The following is a 21,788-nucleotide window of genomic DNA, read 5'->3' as shown; positions in this document are numbered from 1 at the left end:
TCGCGTCACGGCCTCCGACGCCGGCCGGCATCGCGCAGGTGCCGGCGGAATTCCTGGCGCAGTCGGGGCAGCGGGGCGTTGCCGCCGAGCCGTCGGAGGAACTCGTCCGCCCTCCACGTGACCAGGCCGCCCTGGCGGGACAGGTACAGGCCGACGTGGTCGATGCCGAAGGCGTCGTCGTAGTCGAGGAGCAGGTAGCCGGCGAGCTGGTAGATCTCCTCGCGTCCCAGGCGGCGAGGCTCTTTGGTGGCTTTGCAGTCCAGCAGGAGGCCGTCGAGGATGTAGTCGGCGTCGGCTCCGCCGATGTCGGTGCTGCCGGTGAACACCGGTCCGCAGACGCGGTGTCGGGGCGCGAGGGCGCGGAGCGGGGCGAAGGGGACCTCGGCGAGAGCCATCTGCTGGTGGATGTCGTCGAGGACGTACGCCGGGACCGCGGCGGTCAGATCGTCGAGGGTGGTGGCAGGGGTCGCGGGCGCCAGCATGCTGAAGCGGCGGATCTGGCCGGTGCGGGCGATGTCCTCGAAGAAGCCGGCGACGAAGCACAGGCGGGTGAGTGCGTGCCCGCCCAGGCTTCCGGGGGCCGCGAGGCAGGCGTCGACCGTGGCCAGGAGCTGCCGGCCGGCCGCGTGGAGGGCCTTGCGGCTCTCCGGCCCGGGTGCCCCGGGGAGGGGATGGGTGCCGTCGAGGGCCTGGACACCGGCGGTCACGGCCGGCCCGAGTCGCCCGCCGAGCGACAGGCGCAGCCGGTAGTCGACGGCGTGGCCGAGCGCCGACCAGTTCGGATGCTGCACCTCGATGGGCTGGACGGGGCGCGGGAGGCGAGCGATGCGGGTCAGATAGTCGCGCACCAGGTTCTGGTGGTGGGGGAGACGGTGCGTCATGAACTGCGTGACGGGTGAGGATTCGTACTTCAGTTGTCCGGTCAGACTGAGCTCGATCATCGGCCGCCCGGCGACGGTGCCGTCGCGGCCCGCGCCGGCCATCGCGGTCTCGTACGCGTCGATCCAGGCGATGCCCTCGGTGTCCAGCTGGTGGCGGGCTCGGGTGACGGCGACGTAGATCAGGCGGGCCTCGCTCGGGATCAGCGGACGCTGCAGGCCGTCGTCATCGACGATCGGGGCCTGGAACCCCTTGCTGATCCGGACGGTGGCCCACTCCCGGCCCTTGGCCTTGTGCGCCGTCGACACGGTGACCCGTGCGTCCTCCTCGGAGGAGAGCCGGTCCACCGCGGCGATGATCTGGTCGGGACCGTAGGTGTCGACCAGCTTCACGATGGCCCGGAGGTCCTGGGCTGCCTTGTCGTGCTCGGCGTAGTCCTGCACCTCGCCCCAGGAGTTGAACAGGAACAGCTCGGGATGGCTGGTGCGCCGGCCCGCCTTCAGCTCCATCGCGGCCTGCGCGATGCGGTGCAGCGCGCTGCCTCCGCCGGTCAGCGCCACCGGGACGCCCGACTCCAGGAACGCCAGGACCTCTTGCATGGCGTCGGAATTGCCCCGGCACAGCACCGCGTCCGGGTGCGCCACCGCGCCGATGCGGGAGGTGCCGGTGCCGTGGCCGGTCAACTGCATCTCGGACTCGGCGTGCTTGAGCCATCGGTTGGCCACCTTGGCGATGGCCGCGCCGAAGCGGAACGACTGCGTGAGGTGGAGGTGTTCGGCGGGGAAGCCGGTCATGACGTCCCGGGCGTTGCGCCAGCCGTAGATCTGCTGGGCGGGGTCGCCGACACATATGCGTTGGGCCTGCTGGGCGAGGAAGATCTCCTCCAGTACGGGGTTGGTGTCCTGGGCCTCGTCGAGCAGGATGAAGTCGGCCGGCAGCACGGGTTCGGTCATCGCCCACAGCTTCATGTAGTGGTCGTGTTCGAACCGCAGCTTGCCGTTGCTGGAGCAGATGTCGTCCCAGGCCCGGTGCGCGTACGGCAGCAGGGTGCGGGCGACGTACTCCTGAGCCTGGTCGTCGAGACCGTTGAGCCACTCCATGTGGCGGGCCATGACCTGCCGGTCGGTGGAGTAGCAGAACTTGCGGATCATGCCCATCACCAGGCGGGCCTGGTGTCCGACCTTGATCCGGCGGGAGTTGACCACCAGGTCGCGGGCGATGCCCAGCATCTGCGCGGTGTGCTTGGCGGGGATGCGTGCGGAGGCGTTCAGGCGGGCCCGGTAGCGGTGGCCCACCGCCCTGAACGCGAGGGAGTGCGCGGTGCGGCATTCCACGTTCGGCCCGAAACGTCTGCGGGCGTCGTCGGCGATGGATCGGTTGAACGCCACGTACAGCCCGCGCTTGCGGGTGGCGGAACCCATCAGGATCAGCGTGGAGGTCTTGCCCGTCCCGGCTCCGGCGACCAGGGCCAGGTCCTGGCCGGAGACGAACAACTCGCGGGCGGCCTGCTGCTCTTGGGTCGGCTCAAGGGCCACAGAAGTCCTCTCTGGGCAATGCGGCTTCATGTACCGCAGCCGCAGAGTGCCCTTTCGTGTGACCAGACGTCAATACGTCCTTACGTTCGGTAGCCAGGGGAGTCGTACGAGGCCAAGGCCGGCCCGCACCACCGGTGGCGGGGCCCGGTCCGTGCAGTTGGCCGGGTGGAACTCCGACGATGCGGCGGAGCGTCGCGCGCCGGGGGAGCGACCATCAGGCTTGCTCCCGGTGCACCAGCAGATACCGCCAGAACACCAGGCGGCGCAAGGCGGAGCCGGGCAGCCGCCGCCCGGCTCCGGCGCGGGTTTCGGCGTACGACAGCGGGGGCGGCCACACGATCGGCACCTGGACGCCCGGTGCGGGGCGGCGCCTGCTCAGCAGCGAGGGCCTTCCGCAGAGTCAGCACCGTATCGAACGGCATGTGGTGGAGGCCGGCGATGCACGAGATGAAGTCGTAGTGCGAGTCGGGCAGTTGCTCCTCCCGCACGTCGGCCCGGCGGAACCGGGGGCCGCCGCCGGCCGCTCGCGCCGCATCGACGACGTCCGCATTGGCGTCCACCCCCTCCACGTCCAGCCCCTGCCCCGCGAGCAGCCGCGCGAACCGGCCCGTCCCGCACCCGACGTCCAGCGCCGTCCGCGCCCCCTGTGGCACCTGCCTCGGCAGAAGCGGGTGGTAGTGGTCATTGAAGTTGAAGGTCGTGCGGGCGGACCCTGCCCAGGCGCGGCAGACCTGGCAGACCTGGCAGACCTGTTCGACATGAGGGCCGGCTGCCGATGACGTCACTCGCTCGGCGGCGTGACCACCGTTCGGACGAGGCCGGGCCATCGGGCAGCCATGTGACCCGATCGGCCGCCAGGAGCGGGACGTCCGATTGCGAGTGAGCCAGCACCGACTTAGCGTCACGAATGTCGGATTACACGACAAGACCGACATCCTTCTGATGCCGGTCTCCCCTTTGGTGGCAGCGAAATGGAGCATTCATGTCGGTGATGACCGGTACCCAACCCCAGCAGCAGGTCGGCCAGCAGGCCGGCCCGCAGCAGATCGCCCAGGTGGTCCAGCAGGCCGTCCAGCAGGCGTGCCAGCAGACGGCCCAGCAGGTCGCCCAGCAGGTGCAGCAGACGGCCCAGCAGATCCAGCAGGTCCGTCAGCAGGTCCAGCAGCAGGGCATCTCCCCGCAGCAGGCGGACCCGTACCTCGCTATCGCGCTGCACCGCGCGCTGCACTCCGGCATCCGGCACGCCGTGGAGCAGTCCGTGCAGCAGGCGCTGCCGACGGCGATCGTGACGCTGCTCCAGCAGAGCCAGCAGGGCCAGCAGGGCCAGCAGGGCCAGCAGGGCCAGCAGGGTCAGCAGGGCCAGCAGGGCCAGCAGCCGTGGGGCGGCGGGTTCGGCCAGCAGTCGTACGGCCAGCAGCCGTTCGGCCAGCAGCCGTTCGGCCAGCAGTCCCAGCAGCCTGGCGGCTTCGGTCAGATGGGTCAGCCCTTCGGTATCGGCTGACCTGAGGGCGGCGCGATGCGGTGTGCCCGGAGCAGTCGGCCGGGCACACCGCATCACCGTGAAAGCGTGAGCCGCCCCGTCGCCGGATCAGATGCACATTCGACGTAGGCGTGGTGAAGGTGGACGTGATGGTCAAGGAAAGGCCCGGAAACAGCCGCGCGAGCGGGGCGGAGGGCGGGGGCGCGGGCGGGCCCGAACCCGAGGGCAGGCAAGCGAAGCCGCAGGAGAAAGGCGCGAAGTCACCCCACTCGGTGCAACCGCGCCGCGAGCGGTACATGGTGACACCGCTGCCACAGCATCTGCTCCCACCGGGAGTGCCCGCACTCGGCATGGACGCGGTGTGTGACCGGCTGGACCGGATGCCCGAGGTCAAGGTGACCCGCAGGCTCCAGCCGTCGGAGAAGCTCCAATCGGCCGGGCTGCACCCCTCCTGCCCGGAAATCGCGGTCGTCGAAGCGGCCGAGTCGCAGGTACCGGCGATGCGATCGCTGCACGTACACATCGAACCGGACCTGCCCCTGTCCGGAACCGGCCCCACCCCCACGGCGGGCGCGGGGGTCCTGCCGCTGCGCGATCCGGGGCTGGTCGTGCCGCTGGACGAACCTGTTGAGATCTCGCTGCGGGTGTGCGGTCCGGACGGCGAACCGCTGGCCGGCGCGGGCGTTTTCCTGATCGGTTCGTCATGGCCGGGCCAGGGCATCACCGCGAACGACGGGACGGTCACCGTCTCCCTGGCCACGGAGACCGTCGAGTCCGTTCAGTCCCTGTACGTCCGGCCCGTGGGCCGCTACCTGGACCGCTGGATCCATCGCCCGGACCTGTCGGTGACCAGGCAGAACCTGGTCACCCTCACACCGCTGGCCAAGGTGTCCCCGGGACTGGACGAGAGGCAGCAGTACGGGTGGGGGCAGCAGGCCATGCGCCTCGACCGGCTGCCCCCCACGTTCCGTGCCTTCGGGGTCAAGATCGCGGTCATCGGTTCGGGTGTCTCCGCCGAACACCCCGATCTGAAGGAACGGGTGCGCTCCGGGACGGGTCTCGGCCGTGGCGCGGAACTGGGCTGGGACCAGGACAAGGTGGGCACCGGCACCCATGCGGCGGGCATCATCGCCGGGGCGGACACCGGCATGGGTCTCATCGGCATCGCGGTCGACGCCGAGATGGAGGTCTGTCAGGTACTGCCGAACGGCTGCTTCAGCGACCTGATCGCCGCGCTGGATCACTGCATCGAGCACGACGTCGACGTCACCCACATCGCCGTAGCGGTCCCGTACTCGTCGGCCCTGGTCTCCCGCAAGCTGGCCGATGCCAGTGCGGTGGGCATCGCCTGCTTCGCCCCCGCGGGTGACACGAACGGCCCGGTCGCCTTCCCCGGCTCGCTGCCCACCGTGTTCACCGTGGGCGCGCTGGGAGTCTTCGGCTCCTACCCGCCGGACACGTCCCAGGCCACCCATCTGGGCGTGCAGCTGACGCCGGAAGGGCTGTTCGCCGCGCCGTTCAGTTGCTACGGCCCCGGGGTGGACGCGGCCGCTCCCGGTGTGGCGGTGCTGTCGTGCGCCCCACGAGGCGGATACGCGGCCCTCGACGGCACCGGCACGGCCTCGGCCCATGTCGCCGGCCTCGCCGCCCTCGTTCTCGCCCACCACGAGGACTTCCACGGCCAGTTGCTGCCGCGTGGACCGGGTCGGGTGGAGCGCCTGTTCAACATCATCGCCGCCAGCTGCCGCCCGTTGGCCGTTCCGGGTACCGCGGAGGCGGCACGGGTCGGTCGCGGCCTGCCCGACGCTCTGGTCGCCCTGGGCCTGGCCCCCGGAGTGCAGCTGGCTCCGGCCCTCTCGCCCCACGCTCCGTCCATGGCCGGTTAGGTACAGCAAGCTCACCGAGCGGCGCACGTCCCTGAAGGGACGGGCGCCGCTCGCTGCGCACGTCTATATGAATCCATGTGAAAACGACAACCATTAAGGCTAGCCTGTCGGTATGCACGCCTGGGCCCACTCACCCTCAGGAGGAACCCATGGCCGTACCGAAGCGGAAGCCGTCGGGCTCCGTACACCTGGGCACCGTCCAGGAGACGCTCCTGATCCCGCTCTACGGCCGCGCCGTGGAGAGCCGTAAGCCCGAGCCTGTACTGCGCGATCCGGCGGCCGAGGCGATGGTGGCCGCGATCGACTACGACTTCGCCCGCTTCGACGGCGGGCCGAGCCTGGCCGGCTCGGTGCTGCGCACGAACCTCTTCGACCACTGGGTGCGCGCCTTCCTGGCCGAGCACCCGGACGCCACGGTGGTGGAGATCGGCACCGGGCTCAACACCCGTTACGAGCGCGTCGACAACGGCCGCGCCCACTGGTTCGAGCTCGACCTGCCCGACGTCATTGCGCTGCGGCGGACCTTCTTCGCCGACACCCCGCGCCGCCACATGCTCGCCGCGTCGGTCCTGGACGACGCCTGGACCGCCGCGCCGCTGACCACGGGCGGCCCGTACTTCCTGGCCGCCGAGGCGGTGCTGCCCTACCTCCCCGAGCAGGACGTGCGCCGCGCCGTCGATCTGCTCGCCGAGCGCTTCCCCGGCGCCTTGCTCGCCCTCGACACGACGGGTCCCGGCATGGTCGACACCCAGGACAGCCACGACGCGCTCAGCAAGGTGGAGGCACGGATCCGCTGGAACTGCCCGGACCCGCGGCTCCTGGAGGACTGGCGCCCGGGCAACCGCCTGCTCGCCTCGCACACCTTCACGACCCTGCCCGCCGAGGTGCACGACGGTTTGCCGGCGGAGCACCGGGAGATGATCGCGAGGATGGTGGAGCTGCGGCTGCCGCAGGTTGAGGATTACCGGCTGAACTTGGTTCGGTTGGCTTGAGCCGTTGCCGGGCTCGGGGGTGACGAGGCCGACCCGGGGCCCGGGCAGGTCGAATCAGGCCGTCAGTACCAGCTCCCGCAGCGGACGTCGGCTACCCGGGCATGACTCCCTGAATGCGGGAGAGGGTGAAGACGCGTTCGTCGTCGCGCAGGTGGCACCAGGCATACAGGTGGGGCGGGTCGAGATCGAGCTCGCTGAGGGTGCGTACGGTGCGGCTGCCCGAGGCGGCGACGTATTCGATGGTGACCGGCCGGCCTTCGTTGATGGCATGGGCCAGCTGACGGACATCGGCGAGGGAGAGCAGGCGCGCGTGCCCGGCGACGATCTCCTCGGTGTCGCTGTCGAAGGGGATTCCGTTGCCCGGATCGGGTTCCGGTGTGGTGGGCGGGGCAGCCCGCAGCCTGGTGGCCAGGCTGCTCAGGTCGACGGTCGCCGACGCCTCCGTCTTGCGGGCGCTCGGATTCCGACGGTCCGGCGTGTCACCGGGCAGACGTGGGGCCGGGACCGGGGCGGCAGCGCGGTGACGCCGGGTCGGTTCGACGCGTACGGTCCCGTCCGCGGTCTCGGCGACGGGGGCATAGCCCGCGGCCCGGAGTGCGGCGAGGGTTTTGTCCAGCGGGGTCCGGCTGACCAGCACCGTCGGTGCCAGTTGTCGTAGGCCGAGGCCGGCGAGCTTGCGGTGGGCGGCGAGTTCGGCGAGAAGGGCGGGTTCTGCGCCGTGGATCACGCAGGCCGCGGGGGCGATACGCATACGGCCGTGGCTGCGCGCGGTGTCGTGGATCAGGTACGCCAGCGGCTGCGGGAGAGCGCCGACGGCGACGGTGGTCAGGTCGGCCGTGATCGCGTCGGGTGTGCGGCCGCTGTCCAGGGCGCGGCGGATGGTGCCCGGACCGAACCGCCACACCGATGCCGCACCGCCGACTTCCCTGTCCGCGACGGCGTCCAGGAGCGCGGCGAGGTGGGCCGAGGGCGTGCCGGTGACGACGGCGGTGAGGTCGGCGCCGAAGCGGGCTGTCCTGGTGGCCGTTGGCAGCAGCCCCTGACAGGCCGCGGCGAGTGCTTCGGCGTCGTCGGTCCGGAGCGCGGCACCGATGCGGGACAGGGCGCCACGGGCGATGACGCCGAGCAGTTCTGCTTCGCGGACAACGGTGGCGAAGGGCGTGGCGTCCTGGGGGAGCTGATGGGCGAGCGGACGGAACCAGGCGGCCGACGGCCCCAGTTCCGTAGGCCTCTTCACGCCCTGGCCCGCCGGGAGTTGAGCTGCGGCGGCGAGGAGCCCGTCCCGGGCCTGCACACAGCCACCGCAGGGCGGTGTTCCGGCGAGTGCGGGCAGCACCTTGCCGTCCTCGTCGCGGGACTGGGTCGGCGTGAGCGGCAGCATCCGCCACGCCTGGAGCAGCACGGTGAGCTGCTCCGCCGGCTCTCGTTCCGCCCAGGCGTCGTAGCCTTCCGTCGCCGCGACCTGGCTGCCGTCCCGGGCGAGCAGCCCAGCGGCGTACGCCGTTTGCAGAGCGAGGCGTACGACGATGTCGTCGCACTGCGCCGCCTTGCCGATCCGGGACAGCTCACGTGCTCCGACCCCGCCGGACTTCAGCAGGCTCGGCGGAGAGGCGGAGCACGCCGCCAGCACCGCTGCGGCACGGGCGGCGAACGCCGTGGCCGCTGCCGCCGCCTCCCGGTCCACGTCCGCCGAGGTGACGGGCGTCGTACGCACGTCGGGCGGGACGGGCTCGAACGGGGCGTGCCAGTCGGCTCCGCGCAGTGCGAGCGCCACCTCGGCCGGCATACGGGCGGGTCCGTACCGGTGCCGGTCCCGCACCAGCAGTCCCCTCTCCAGCGCCCAGTGCGCACCCGGCTCGGAATCGGCCTGTGGGACCCCGAGGACGAACTCCGTTTGAGACTCCGGTCGTCCGGCCTCGTTGTTCGCTCGCCGCTCAAGCAGTTCCCGGGTGGCCGCAGGCGCCCGTGCCACCACCTCGGCGACCCGCTCCGGATCGCTGTGGTGATCCACCAGGGCCGTCAACCGCTGCTGCTTGGCATTACCGGGCGACTGGACACCCAGCGCCACCAGCATGCGGCGCAGTTCCTCAGAGGTCGCGTCCGCCAGCAGCCGGGCGAGCGGTGCGTCCAGCCCCAGCGGCGAGTCCCACGCCTGCCGCAACGGCGCCGCCATGCGCAGCAGCCCTTCACCGTCCGGCCACACCAACGCGTGATCGGCCAGAACCCCGAGGGCCGCGTCCAGCCCGCGAGCGCTCTCCGCTCCACCCACGCCCAGCAGTTCCGCCAGAGCAGCACGCTGCGCCGGCCCCAGCACCGCCAACGCCTCGGCCACCTGCAGGTGAGGCAGCGCGAGCCCGGGCAGCACCAGCGCCACCGACGCAGGGCGCTGAAGCCGGTCCGCCAGTTCGCCGAACGACCGCGGCTCGGGCGGCGACACGGCGTCCGAGCGAGCCGCGAGGACCCGCTCCAGCCGAGAGGCCTCGAGACCACTCAGCCACGCGACGAGCGTTGATCCGCTGGGCATACCGATGGGAGCACCTCACGAGAACGAGCACCGTTGGTTTCCGGACCGGAACCGGTCCTGCGCAGGACACCAGAATGGCGCATGCCGCGGGAGGCTTGCGTCCTGGGGCAACAGATACATGCGTCTCGAACCCGTGAAGAAAGTTGTAACTCAGGCTTCGATGGAGCCTTTGTCCGGTCCCGGGAGATGCTTGACACTTCGGTCCCAGCTGATGGTTGACAGTGGTCGTGATCGGCTTTTCTGTGCGCGTCGTTGCGGCGTGTGTGGGGAGGCCGGGGTTGGCGCTGGTGGAGTTGTCGGTTGTCGAGCAGAGATACCGGGCTGTGCTTGCGGTGCTGGCGGGTGCGACGGTGACGGTGGTCGCCGCTCAGCTGGCTGTGTCCCGGCAGACGGTCAGTGGGCGGAAGTCCCGGTATGAGGCCTCTGGTCTGGCGGGGTTGGCGGACCGGTCGCATCGTCCGAGGGCGCGTCTGTGGTAGCTGCCGCCTGAGATTGAGGTGGCGGTTCTGGAAGTGCGACGGCTGCATCCGTGGTGAGGCGCGTCTGCAGTCCAGCATTTGGAACGGGTGGAGACGGTGTACGGGCTCGGCCTACCCCAGGTAGGGCGCCGGACGGTTTTCCAGGAAGTGGCGGAGCCTCAGGCGCTGGGTGTGGTGCATGGGCAGTGCGTCCAGTTCCGACGGGTCGATGAACCGCACCTCCGTGGACTCGTCGGAGATGGTCAGCTCGCCACCGATGACGCGGGCGCGGAAGCAGATGTTGAACTGGCGGCGTACCTCACCGTCGCTGTAGGCGATCACGTGCCGGGGATCGGTGTAGGTCCCGACGAGTCCCGTGATCTGGATGTCGTAGCCCGTTTCCTCCCTGACTTCGCGGACCGCGCAGCCGGGGAGGGAGTCGCTCATGTCCATTCCGCCGCCCGGCAGGGCCCACAGGTCGTTGTCCCTGCGGCGTTGGAGCAGGATGCGGCCCTGGTCGTCGGCGACCACTGCCGAGGCCGCCACGACGAGGCTGTTCGGCTCCGGGGCGTCGGGGTCGTCGTAGTACTCGGTGCGGGCCACTAGGTCCCCTCCACTGGCCAGTCACCTCGCTGACGTCATCGACCGCGCTCGCCGGGAGGACACCCCGACGATCATCACCCGACGCGGCAAGCAGGAAGCCGTCGTGATCGACATCCAGGAGTACCAGCGCCTGCGCGAGATCGCGGAGAACGCCGAGGAGGCCTGGCTCAACCGCCTGGCCGACGAAGCAGAGTCCGAGGGCACGGAGGGGTCGGTCTCGCTCGAAGAGATGGCCGCCTTGCTGCGCGCTCAGCAGGGCTGACCCTGTGGGGTACGTCACGCGCTTTACGCCACACGCCCAGCGGGACATGCTCAAGATCCCGCGCCCGGACGCCCTGCGCATCCTGTACCGCCTCGCCGACCTCCAGAAGGCGATGGACGCGGGGGACACCACGGCGTTCGACATCAAGGCCCTCCAGGGCCACAGTGCCCGCTGGCGGCTCAGGGTCGGCGACTGCCGCGTCGTCTGCACCGTCGAGGACGGCCAGGTGATCGTGTGGGTCCTGGCCGTCGGCAACCACCGCGACATCTACCGCCAAGTTCCGTAGGCCCTCCGCACACACCGAAGAGCCGAGCCGCAGGTGCGGCCCGGCTCTTCGTTTCGCCTGTTCAGGCGGCTGCATCGGGTTGCCTGCGGAGTTTCCGGTGAGCCAGGCAGTCGCTCTCAAGATCGGAAAGGCGGCAGCTCCTTACCACGCACAGCTGAGGTTCAGCTGTGCGGACGGCCCATCATTCGTTAATTCCCGGAGAACTCTTATACAACCTTCCGCCGCATGAGTCTGTCTGGCTAAGGCAGGGATTTTTGAGGTTGATGAAGAGGAGCTCAGAACGTGACCGTGCGTTCCTTTGCCCGGCGGATGCGACCGCGAGTCGAGCGGAAGGCCGCCGAAAGGGTGTGGCAGCTGCGTACCATGCGGCGGCGCCGCAGGGCAGCGGTCACGGACCCGGTGCTCCGCCCGGTGGCGGTGCGTGGCCAGCAGCTCTACGGACGGGTCGTGACCCGGTTCACCGCTGCCGATGCGGCCGCAGCCAACCTCGGCCTGGTCGTCGCCGCGCTGGAGCAGGAAGGTATCCCCTACTTCCTGGTACCGGCCTTGCGTACGCGCCACACGGTCGGCGTGAACGCCGTCGACCGGGAGCGCTTCCTCACCACCCTCGAGGCGCAGAACGCGGGGAAGGCGGTGTTCATCGGCAGACCGGTGACTGGCGGAAAGCTCAAGAATCCCGCGCTGTTCATGGACGGTGTACTGCCGGCCCCGCTGCGTACGGCCCCCATCCTGCGGATCGGGGAGAACCACCTCGGGCCCTCGGGCCAGCTGCTCGCCGGGCCGGAGCTCGCCTGCGACGTCGAGTTCTGGGAAGACGGGGCACAGCTCCTCGCCTCCGAAGACGGGCCTCGCCGACTGGCCAAGGTGCAGCCGCAGGCGTCCGAGGACATCTTCGCCGAGTCCCTCATCGCGCCGCGGAACAACGGCATCACGGACGTACTGCCGGCGTCCGAGCAGAAGCCGGCCGCGGTGCGGGTCGGCGACCGGGAGCTGCCGAGCTTCGTCCCGCTCACCCTGCCGACCGTGAACGACGTGACCTTCCCCGTCGATGTCGTCTACACCTGGGTGGACGGCGAGGAGCCGGAGATGCGCGCCAAACGGGCGCGGTACCAGGAGCGCGGCACCGCCGAGATCCTGGACAAGGAGACCAACGCCTCTCGCTACACCAGCCATGACGAGCTGAAGTACTCGCTGCGCTCGCTCGCGATGTACGCCGACTTCGTCCGGCACATCTACATCGTGACCGACGGCCAGAAGCCGCACTGGCTCGACGACCGGGCCCCGGGGATCACGGTCGTCGACCACCGCGACATCTTCCCGCAGGGTGTCCTGCCGGTGTTCAACTCCCACGCGATCGAGACTCGGCTGCACCACATCCCGGGCCTGTCGGAGCACTATCTGTACTTCAACGACGACGTGTTCGTCGGTCGCCGGGTCACCGCGGAGCACTTCTTCCACGGCAGCGGTCTGATGAAGATCCCGGTGTCCCCGCTCAAGATAGGCGTCGGCAAGCCGCACGCCGAGGAGACGGCCACCAACTCCGCGAGCAAGAACGTCCGCCGGCTGCTGCTCGAGAAGCTCGGGCGGATGACGACGAACAACTTCATGCACACCCCGCTGCCGCAGCAGCGTAAGACACTGCAGGCGCTCGAGGAGCTCTTCGCGGAGGACATCCGCCGCACCACGGCGTCCCGCTTCCGCTCGCCGCAGGACATCGCCATGACGTCCCCGCTGCTCTACCAGTACGCGCTGATGACCGGCCGCGGCGTGCCGGGGAAGTACAGCTTCCGGTACGTGAACATCAGCCGCCCGGACGCCGAAAGACGCCTGGCCGACCTGCGCCGCAACCGCCGCTTCGACTTCTTCTGCCTCAACGACGTCGATGTGCCGCCCGAGGAGCGGGAGCAGGTCGGCGTCCGGATGAGTGAGTTCCTGGAGGACTACTTCCCCTTCGCGAGCCCCTTCGAGAAGCAGAAGTAACGGGGGCTGGGGGCATGGACATGGGGGGCATGGACATCCGTCACCGCTTCGGAATGCCGGGAGGCATCCGGGCGGCCCGGGACTTTCTCGTACGCCTGAGACTCTGGCTGGCGGCCCGGCTCTGGGCGCTGCGTGCGGCCCGGGCCCGACGGCGCCTGCGGGCCGCCGTCCCCGGACTGCGCCGGGTCACTTTCGGACCGACGCGGCTGTACGGCCGTACGGTCGCCGGCTACACCGCCGCGAACGCCGTCGAAGCCGATCTCGAGCGGGTGTGCGCCCTGCTGGAGGGGCTCGGCGTCCCGTACTTCCTGGTCCCCTCCGACCACGGGCACGGTGCGCCGCGGCAGATCATCGGCGTCGAGGAGACGTACCGCGGCGCGGTTCTCTCCCGGGCCGCTCAGCGCTTCGCCGGCACCGTCGGGTACGTCGGCGCCGTCGGACCGGACGGCGCCGTGACGAACGCGGCACTGTGGGCCGACGGAAAGCTGCCGCGGGCGCTGAGGCGGGCCGCGGTGGTCCGTACCGGTGTGGTGCGCCTCGGCCCTGGGGGGCAGGTGCTCACCGGCCTCGAGACGGGGTGCGACATCGAGTTCTGGCGTCGCGGCCGGGACCTCGGCACCATCCCGGGCACGGATCCCTCCTGGCTCACCGTGCCCGGCGGCCGGTTGCCGGACGTCTTCGGCCCGGCGCTCGTCGCCCCGCGCCACAACCCCGTGTCGGAAGTGCTCCCGGTGGCGGCGCAGCAGCCGGCCGCGGTGGCGTGCCGCCGCCGCAGCGTGCCGACGTTCGCCCCGTTCGCCGAGCCGGGCATCGACGAGGTGCGCTTCCCCGTCGACGCCGTGTACACCTGGGTCGACGGGGACGACCCGGCGATGACCGCGAAGCGCCGCGCCTATCAGGAGCTCTCCGACAACGTCATCGCTCCGCGCGAGACCGGCGCCTCCCGCTACACCAGCCATGACGAACTGAAGTACGCCCTGCGCTCGCTGGAGATGTACGCCGGGTTCGTCCGGCACGTCTACCTCGTGACCGACTCCCAGATCCCCGCCTGGCTGGACCCGGACGCGGAGGGCCTGACCGTCGTCGACCACCGGGAGCTCCTCCCGGCCGACGCGCTCCCCGTCTTCAACTCGCACGCGATAGAGAGCCGACTGCACCACATCCCCGGCCTGTCGGAGCACTACCTCTACTTCAACGACGACGTCTTCATCAATCGCCCGGTACAGGCCGAGCACTTCTTCCACGGCAACGGCATCGCCCGGATCCCACTGTCCCCGCTGAAACTCGGCGTCGGTGCCCCGCACCCGCTGGAGCCGGCCCCGAACTCCGCCGGCAAGAACGCCCGCGAGGTGATCAGGCGCTTCCACGGCAGACACATCACCAACAAGTCGCTGCACACCCCGCACCCCCAACTGCTGTCGGTCATGCGGGAGATGGAGAGCCTCGGAATCGAGGAACTCGAGCAGACCTCCTACTCGCGCTTCCGCTCCACCTCCGACGTAGCTCCGGCGTCCACCCTCCACCACCACTGGGCGATCGCCACCGGCCGGGCCGTCCCGGCCGACTACCGCTTCCGCTACGTCCAACTGGGCACACCGGACATGCGCCGCCGCCTGGCCCGCCTGGCGACCGGCGAGGACATCGACTTCTTCTGCCTCAACGACGTGGACACCGCCCCGGCGGCCAGGTCGGCGGCCCAGGCCGCCATCCGTGCCTTCCTGGAGCGGAAGTACCCGTTCCCGAGCCGCTTCGAAGGGACGGGTCGGGCTGCCTCGCGCCCGGCCGCGCCGCTTACGGCGAGAGTCCCGTCGCAGCCGACGCGGGAGGGAGCGCAGGTTCGCGATTGATGGTGCCCGCCTTGGGGTCATGGGGAAGTGGCTGTCTACGCGGGCATGTGAATTTGTGAACTGTGGTCACCTGGCGGCAGTGGAACGGTTCGGTGTCCGCCTGCGTCGTCCCTCTCCGGGGCACGGTGGCCGTGTTCCGGAAAGGGGAGACCGGGTGCATTCGGGCGGCTTCGCCAAGTGGACAAGGCGGTTCGAGGACGAGCGCGAGCGCAGGTGCGCCCACGGTGATCCGGACTGGGGGAAAGGCGCGACGCTGCATCCGGCGGTGTGGGCCGGCATCCAGCGCTTCCAGGTCGGCGAGGACGGTGACGGCGCCAACCTCGTCGCCAAGGCGGACCAGGCCGGCGACGCCGACTACGGGCAGGCGGTCCGGCTCTTCATCGCCGAGGAGCAGAACCACGCCCGTCTACTTGCTCGGCTGCTGGCCGCGGGGGGCATACCGACGTTGACCGGGCACTGGAGCGACGCGGTCTTCGTACGGCTGCGGCGTCTCATGGGCCTACGCATGGAACTGCTGGTGCTGATGATCGCGGAAGTGGTGGCGCTGCGTTACTACCGGGCCCTGCGCGATGGCACCGACGACTCGCTCACCGCGGATGTGGCGGGGCGGATCCTGTCCGACGAGCAGCGTCACGTCCCGTTCCACTGCGAGCGACTGCACGCCTCCCTGGCGGAGCTGCCCCGCGCAATGCGCCGCCCGGTGATGGCCCTGTGGCGACTTCTCCTGCTCGCGGTCTCTCTCGTCGTCGCCGCCGACCACGGTCCGGCACTGCGCCGACTCGACGTCGGGCGCCTGCGATTCGTGGTTGATGTCATGACCTCGTCCCACACGGTGGTCTCCGCGGTGCTCGTGCCCCGCCCAGATACATGGACGAGCGCGGGCTGACAACAGACAGCCCAACGCTTCCTGCGGCAGACTGCCGTTATGCGGATAGCAACGGCAGTGATGATGCTGGTCTTCGTGCTCGGGTTGACTTCCGCTGTTGGGAAAGCGCGTAAGGGCCAGTGGTGGGCGGCCGGCGCGGTCTTCCTTCCCTGCCTTGGCGTGGTCGTGATGCTGCTTGGCGGCGTGGAACGGCGGAACGCGTCGCTCTTCTGGCTGGGATGTCTGTTCGTGGCGGCCGGCTTCGGTGCGGAGGCCCTGGCTTGTCGGAGAATTCGAACTCTTGGGAGGGCGCAGGCGGGCCAGTGAGAGAGCGACGCGTCGAGGTTGGTGCCTGTGCTGCTTCACCGGCGCCGGCGAGTGCGTGCGCGAGGCAGGCTTGGTACCAGGTTCCTGCGCACCGGTACTCCTCCGGCAAGGCGCCGAGTCCGAAGCGAGGTCACGCGACGCCTGCCGCGTTCGATGTCTGAGACCTCGGGTTGGACCAGGCCGACGAGCTCACCGAGTTTGGGCTCAGGCTGTTGAGTCTCCGGTAGGTGCGGATGACGAGGACGACGCATGACCGCACCCGCAAGCAAGGCTGCGGGACTGGACCTCGAAGACGCGCGGAGGCGGCCGCCCGTGCTCACCGGCCCGCTTGCACCCGTGCTCGACGCCCAGATCCTCCAATCCGCCCCGGGACTCACCCCTCCTGCCCGGCCTTCGGCTGAATATCCGCGGGGCATCCTGGCCGGACTCCTCGCGTTGGGCTGATGAACCGGGCCCGTACACGAGGACCGCGGCTCGTGCCCGCCGACGGCGAGTTCCTGAAAGTTTCGGTTTGAGGCGGAGCCTTCCCTTCCGCTCTGTTCCGCACATATCGTCCAGCCACTCGGAAAACGGTTACTACGCATGCTCCTGGCGGCCGGCGTCCCGGGGCTGGAGAGGGACAGCGATGTCAACGGCACACGGCAGGGCCGCGGACGGGCCGCGCCGAAGACGGCACCCCGGCTCGGGGGCGTTCACGCGAAGGGTGGTGGCGCTGTTGTGCGCGGTGCCCTTGGTCATGGGGCTGAGCCCCGCGACGAGCGCGGCGGGCGCGGGAGTCGATGCCCCGCGTGACCGGCTCGACGTGGTGACATTCGGCGACCCCGCCTCGGAGAAGGCGCACGACTTCACCGGGCAGTCCACGACCGTCGTGGACGGCGCGGGCGGGCAGCAGGCGCGAGTGGCGCAGCCGCTGACGCCGCCCGGCAGCCACCTGGGCGACCTGGTCTTCACGGCCGCGGTCGATCCCGCCCGGCAGAACTACCTCAGCCTGAAGTTCTGGGGCGAGGACGCGTCACCGTACTCGACCGTCGTGTACGTGGGCGGCGAGCAGGCCAACTACCGCGGCAGCGGCGACTACGAGCCCATCAACGCCGGCACCGGCAAGGGGCTGGAAGGCCGGTTCTTCTTCGCCACCATGATGCTGCCGCTCGCCTCGACCCAGGGGCACGACAAGGTCGAGATCATCGTCCGCACCTTCGGCGGCCTGACGGGCACCGCGAAAGAGCCGTCCCGCGGCTACTACCAGGCGATCACCCATACCAGCCCGAAGATCTCCCCCGCCGACGGTGACGACACCGGCTACGAGATCGGCACCAAGGCGGCCCCCGCGCTCTCCAAGGCGGAGGAGCAGGAGCGGATCGACGGCTTCCGCACCACCCAGGTCGAGCTGTTCGACAAGCTGTCCGCGCAGTCCGACGCGAGCGACACCTCCGCCATGTCCATCGTCCGTTACAAGGACGACCTGCGCTTCTACGCCGAGACCCTGCTGACGGACTGGTCACCGGCGCAGACCGATGCGGAGAAGACAGCCGCGCTGGAGCGGATCTTCAAGTCCATCGACAACCACACCAGGAACTACTTCGGCAACGTCAAGAGCCTGGGCAACGGCGGCCACCAGTCCGACTGGGGCGGCTACTACGGCGCTCTCGGCGAGGCCCTCTACATCGTCGAGAACCTGATCGCCGACGACGACGTCTACGGCAGCGAGAAGTTCGCCGCCCTCCTCGACGAGCCCTTCAGCACCGGCACCACCGACGGCGAGAACACCATCGCCGGCGTGGACTTCAAGGGCGGCGAACTGACCCGCGGCGAAGCCTGGGAGCGCGTGCTCAAGGCCAACTTCGACTTCGCCCGCTCGCGGCTCTCGTACATCTACAACCAGGTCATGTACACCTACGAGGGCGCCTGGAAGGCCCACGAGGGCCTGCGCGTCATCGGCTCCGGGTTCTACGAGGGCAAGGAGCGCAGCCACGCCATCGCGGGCGAGGCGCTGGGCTCCCGCCCGTTCCTCGGCGAGGAGGTCGTCGTCGGCCCGGACGGCAAGGACCTGGACCTCTACCACTCGCTCTTCCGGCACGACCGCAACGCCGTCTACACCGACGACTACCTCCAGATCGTCATGAAGGGTCTGGCCAAGAGCAAGCTCGACGCCGAGGGCAACGTGGTGCGTCGACTGCCGTACGGCAAGCACTACACCGGTGTCACCGCCGCCGGTCTGACCCGAGAAAACGGTTACGTCGGCTCGTACGGCGAATCCACCAACTACCTGGTCTCCTGGTTCTTCCGCACCCTCGACCACAAGGGTGACCAGAAGCTCAACGACGAGATCCTGAAGCTCGCCCTGCTGAACCTCCACGCCCGGGGCCAGACCCGCTACCAGGGCACGGACGCCGACGGCAACCGCGTGATGTACATGCAGCAGGTGGTCGACGACCGCAACACCGGCTACCCCGGCAAGATCGCGTACGGCACGGACATCGGCACCGGCCGCGGCCTGCTGTACGCCTCGCTGGAGCAGTACATGGCCGACAACGCGGCTGCGTACGCGGGCGAGGAGTGGTCCCCTTACTGGCGCTACGCCCGTGAGGCCGTCGGATACAGCCAGCAGCAACTGGCCGACAACCAGTACTTCCCGTACTTCAACTCCGTGCTGGCGAACCACCGGTACGACCTGCGGCTGCCGCGCACCTACGCCTACCTCACCGAGGGCCGCGGCTCCTACGAGCGGTTCAAGCAGACCGCCGCGGGTGTCGTCCTGCCGCACACCGACCTCGACCGGTACACCGACGAGGAACTGACGAAGCTCGGCATCGACCGCACCAAGCAGAACCGGACGTTCGCCTGGGTGGACATCGACAACCTCCTGGTGTCGGTCCGCGACGGGGACACCCACCTGTTCGGCAACCTCATCGAGCGCAACAAGGGGTACATGGGCAACGGGCGGCTGCACGCGCAGTACGACGACCACGAGCAGCTCGCCCAGCTCCAGACCCAGGGCATCTTCCGGTCCGAGGAGTACTACCCCCGCGCGGCCTCGGGGGAGAACCCGATGCTCTTCGACCGCTTCACCGAACCGGACCGTCCGCTGGCCATGGCCGGCGAGCTGCTCCCGGTCACCCACCAGCCGGGCGTCGGCACGGTCGAGCGCGACAACTGGCGCTACGACACCTCGTACTCGGGCTACCCGGACCTGCTCACCAGCCGGTACGGCCAGTACTTCGTGGCGGTCAACACCACCCGCGCGGCGTACGGCAACGAGCGCCTGTTCAAGGTGAAGCTGCCGGCGGGCTTCTCCGGAAGCAACGTCCCGGACCTGGTCTCCGGCAAGCGGCTGCCCGTCTCTGCCGAACGCACGGTGACGGTGTCCGCGTTCGGCGCCGTGGTGCTCGACCTCGGTACCGACGAGGTCGTGCCGGAGGTGCCCTCGGCGGTCAACGTCGCGGTGGCCACGCCCGGTTCGCAGGCGGTAGGCCTGACCTGGGCACGGGCCGCGGGGGCGACCTCGTACACCATTGAGCGGGCGACCTCCGGGAGCGGCCCGTACATCACGGTGAAGAAGGGAGTGAAGGGCGTCAGCCTCATCGACGAGGTTCCCTTGTCGAGCGGGGAGAAGGGCACCTTCTACTACCGGGTCGTCCCGGTCAACGGCCAGGGCGAGGGCCGGGCGTCCAACCCGGCGAAGGCCGAGGTCACCCCGGGTGCCACGGCGGCACTGCGGGACGGCGCCTGGCGGGACGACGTCATCGGCGACGCCGACGGCGGAACGGTCTCGGTGAGCGGTGACACGATCACTGTGAAGGGCGCGGCCGGGGACGGCTTCGGCGGCGGCGACGACACCGTGCACACCGACCGGTTCCACCCGGACGCCTACACCCAGGTGACCAGGCTGGTCCAGGGAGGCACAGCCATCTCGGCGAAGCTCTCCGACACCGCCGAGGGCGACGGCGCGGTGCGGGGCGTGACCCTGCGCGACAGCACCGACAAGGTCGGCCGCTACGTCTACCTGGGCGCGGACGCCAAGGGCGCGCTGTCGCTGCGCCACCGCAGCCTGGACACCCGCTCGGACATCGGCACCGGCAACCCGGGCAGCACCGGCGCCGGGGGCATGACCCGCAGCCCGTTCACCGAGGAGCTGACGGGCTACACCGTCGCGGAGTACCCGTACGTCAAGCTGGTCCGGCTGCCCCAGTCGGACCGGGTGCTGGCGATGCTCTCCCCGGACGGGGTGCACTGGAAGAAGGCCGGTGAGGCGTCGGTGCCGATGGTGGACGTGGTCCACGCCGGTGTCGCCGCGGACCGGGCCGGTACGTTCACCCAGGTCGCCACCGAGGCGCTGGCCGACGACACGGTCATCGCCGACGGCCGCTTCGGCAAGCGGGCGGGCACGGTCACCTGGACCAAGCCGAAGGCGGCCGTCGCCTTCGACCTGTACCGCACCTCCGACCCGCGGACCGCGGCCACCGACCCGCGCGAGGGCGGCGAAGGCTGGCGGAAGCTGCTGGACGACGAGTACGCCCAGTCCTTCAAGGACAACGTCTACGGCGGTCAGGTGTACTACAAGGTCGTCGCACGCACGGTCGACGGCACCACCTCGGTCACCGCCGAACCGGCAGTGATCACGGCGGACTCGCTCGCCTCGGTCCTTCAGCAGACCCGCGCGCTGTCCGCCGAGGACTACACGGTGCGCAGCTTCGCCCGGTTCATGGGTGTCGTCGACGCCGTCGAGGAGGCGAGCAAGCAACCGGACGCCGACGAGTCCGCGCTGATCAAGCGGGTGTACGACGCCTACGACCTGCTGGTGGCCGTCCACCACAACAGCTTCGAGGCGTCCGAGCCGGACATCTGGCAGCAGGCGGGCAGCGGCCCGTACACCCTCGCCATCGAGGAGGACTACGGCCGCACCGGCGACCGCTCCCTCTCCTTCACCAGCACCGACACCACCGGCAACGCGGCCTACAACCAGCAGTTCAACAGCCTCAAGCAGGGCACCTCGCCGTTCACCGCCCAGCCGGGCCAGGCGTACACGGTGTCCTTCTGGTACCAGCTGAAGGACTACGTGCCGGGCCCCACCGTGGGGGCGTACTACTTCGTCTCCTCGCGCAGCGCGGGCAACCGGGTGGGCACCGAGCAGCGCACCTGGCTGCCCAAGGGCGACACCCCGGACGGGGAGTGGAAGTACTTCGAGCGCACCTACATGACCGTGGACGACCCCTCGGTCGACAGCATCGCGATCGAGCTCGGCTTCCGTGGTTCGTCCGGCCGGTTCCGGGTGGACGACGTCCAGGTGACCCCGATCGAGACCTGCGAGGTGGAGCTGCCCTTCACGGACAGCTTCGAGGCCGCCGACTGCGACATCTGGCAGCAGGCGGGCAGCGGCCCGTACACACTGGCCATCGAGGAGGACTACGGCCGCACGGGCGACCGCTCCCTCTCCTTCACCAGCACGGACACCACCGGCAACGCGTCCTACAACCAGCAGTTCAACAGCCGCAAGCAGGGCGCCTCGCCCATCACCGCGGAGCCCGGAAAGACGTACAAGGTGTCCTTCCGGTACCAGCTGAAGGACTACGTGCCGGGCTTCCGGGTGGGCGCGTACTACTTCATCAGCTCCCGTGACGGAGGCACTCAGATCGGGGCCGAGCAGCGCAGCTGGCTGCCGGCGGGTGACACCCCGGACGGGGAGTGGAAGCTCTTCGAGCGCATGTACACCACCGGGGACGACAGCCGCGTGGACAACGTGGCCATCGAAGTCGGCTTCCGCGGCTCGTCCGGCCGGTTCCGCGTCGACGACGTAAGAGTGGAGGCGGTCCACTGACGCTCCCCGCATACCGAGCCGAGCCCCGGGCCGTACGACGGCCTGGGGC

The 21,788-nt window shown here is 69.9% G+C and carries 15 protein-coding genes and 2 pseudogenes; 12 read left to right on the top strand and 5 right to left on the bottom strand.

Features of this window, described 5'->3' with window-relative positions:
- Positions 1-5 precede the first annotated feature (5 nt).
- The 3 genes and pseudogenes from ABT063_RS12075 to ABT063_RS12065 form a co-directional block, all read right to left on the bottom strand.
- Complete coding sequence (locus ABT063_RS12075; RefSeq protein ID WP_351057146.1) at positions 6-2,414, bottom strand: UvrD-helicase domain-containing protein; 2,409 nt, start codon at positions 2,412-2,414, stop codon at positions 6-8.
- A 214-nt stretch (positions 2,415-2,628) separates the two neighbouring features.
- On the bottom strand, positions 2,629-2,751 hold the full coding sequence (locus tag ABT063_RS12070; RefSeq protein WP_351057304.1) for a hypothetical protein: 123 nt from the start codon (positions 2,749-2,751) through the stop codon (positions 2,629-2,631).
- 109 nt (positions 2,752-2,860) lie between these two features.
- A pseudogene (locus ABT063_RS12065) lies at positions 2,861-3,241 on the bottom strand (class I SAM-dependent methyltransferase); the annotation flags it as partial.
- Between the two features lie 155 nt (positions 3,242-3,396).
- On the opposite strand from ABT063_RS12065, the gene ABT063_RS12060 reads away from it, so the two are divergent.
- The 3 genes from ABT063_RS12060 to ABT063_RS12050 all read left to right on the top strand — a co-directional run bounded on the left by ABT063_RS12060 (position 3,397) and on the right by ABT063_RS12050 (position 6,772).
- Complete coding sequence (locus tag ABT063_RS12060; protein ID WP_351057145.1) at positions 3,397-3,915, top strand: hypothetical protein; 519 nt, start codon at positions 3,397-3,399, stop codon at positions 3,913-3,915.
- A gap of 128 nt (positions 3,916-4,043) precedes the next feature.
- Positions 4,044-5,780, top strand: a complete 1,737-nt coding sequence (locus ABT063_RS12055) for a S8 family serine peptidase (RefSeq protein WP_351057144.1) — start codon at positions 4,044-4,046, stop codon at positions 5,778-5,780.
- A gap of 149 nt (positions 5,781-5,929) precedes the next feature.
- Positions 5,930-6,772 (top strand): class I SAM-dependent methyltransferase, encoded by an 843-nt coding sequence (locus tag ABT063_RS12050; RefSeq protein ID WP_351057143.1) that lies wholly within the window; start codon positions 5,930-5,932, stop codon positions 6,770-6,772.
- Positions 6,773-6,863: 91 nt separating this feature from the next.
- Here ABT063_RS12050 and ABT063_RS12045 read toward each other — a convergent pair whose 3' ends face one another.
- The gene (locus tag ABT063_RS12045) at positions 6,864-9,296 is read right to left on the bottom strand and encodes a helicase-associated domain-containing protein (protein ID WP_351057142.1); all 2,433 of its coding nucleotides are present in this window, start codon (positions 9,294-9,296) and stop codon (positions 6,864-6,866) included.
- A 278-nt stretch (positions 9,297-9,574) separates the two neighbouring features.
- Between ABT063_RS12045 and ABT063_RS12040 the strand changes: the two are divergent.
- Positions 9,575-9,772, top strand: a pseudogene (locus ABT063_RS12040) (helix-turn-helix domain-containing protein); the annotation flags it as partial.
- A 114-nt stretch (positions 9,773-9,886) separates the two neighbouring features.
- On the opposite strand, the gene ABT063_RS12035 reads toward ABT063_RS12040, so the two are convergent.
- Positions 9,887-10,357, bottom strand: a complete 471-nt coding sequence (locus ABT063_RS12035) for an NUDIX hydrolase (protein ID WP_351057141.1) — start codon at positions 10,355-10,357, stop codon at positions 9,887-9,889.
- 13 nt (positions 10,358-10,370) lie between these two features.
- Between ABT063_RS12035 and ABT063_RS12030 the strand changes: the two genes are divergently transcribed.
- The 8 genes from ABT063_RS12030 (at position 10,371) to ABT063_RS11995 (ending at position 21,739) form a co-directional block, all read left to right on the top strand.
- Positions 10,371-10,619: a type II toxin-antitoxin system Phd/YefM family antitoxin gene (locus ABT063_RS12030; RefSeq protein ID WP_351057298.1), complete on the top strand. Its 249-nt coding sequence runs from the start codon at positions 10,371-10,373 to the stop codon at positions 10,617-10,619.
- A gap of 4 nt (positions 10,620-10,623) precedes the next feature.
- Positions 10,624-10,905 carry a type II toxin-antitoxin system RelE family toxin gene (locus ABT063_RS12025; RefSeq protein WP_351057140.1) on the top strand — a complete coding sequence of 94 codons (282 nt, stop codon included), beginning with the start codon at positions 10,624-10,626 and terminating at the stop codon, positions 10,903-10,905.
- A 282-nt stretch (positions 10,906-11,187) separates the two neighbouring features.
- A complete protein-coding gene (locus ABT063_RS12020) occupies positions 11,188-12,885 on the top strand; it encodes a stealth family protein (protein WP_351057139.1) in 1,698 nt (565 codons plus the stop codon).
- A 29-nt stretch (positions 12,886-12,914) separates the two neighbouring features.
- Entirely contained in the window at positions 12,915-14,732 is a 1,818-nt protein-coding gene (locus ABT063_RS12015; protein ID WP_351057138.1) for a stealth family protein, read from the top strand.
- 154 nt (positions 14,733-14,886) lie between these two features.
- On the top strand, positions 14,887-15,618 hold the full coding sequence (locus ABT063_RS12010) for a ferritin-like domain-containing protein (protein WP_351057137.1): 732 nt from the start codon (positions 14,887-14,889) through the stop codon (positions 15,616-15,618).
- A gap of 60 nt (positions 15,619-15,678) precedes the next feature.
- Positions 15,679-15,924 (top strand): hypothetical protein, encoded by a 246-nt coding sequence (locus ABT063_RS12005; RefSeq protein ID WP_351057136.1) that lies wholly within the window; start codon positions 15,679-15,681, stop codon positions 15,922-15,924.
- Positions 15,925-16,173: 249 nt separating this feature from the next.
- Positions 16,174-16,368, top strand: coding sequence for a hypothetical protein (locus tag ABT063_RS12000; RefSeq protein WP_351057135.1), 195 nt, complete (start codon positions 16,174-16,176; stop codon positions 16,366-16,368).
- A gap of 181 nt (positions 16,369-16,549) precedes the next feature.
- Entirely contained in the window at positions 16,550-21,739 is a 5,190-nt protein-coding gene (locus ABT063_RS11995) for a Tat pathway signal protein (protein WP_351057133.1), read from the top strand.
- Positions 21,740-21,788 lie beyond the last annotated feature (49 nt).

This window comes from Streptomyces sp. NPDC002838 (genome assembly GCF_040295365.1).
GTDB lineage: Bacteria > Actinomycetota > Actinomycetes > Streptomycetales > Streptomycetaceae > Streptomyces.
Note: the sequence above shows the minus strand (reverse complement) of the source record. Positions and strands in the feature narration are given on the sequence as shown.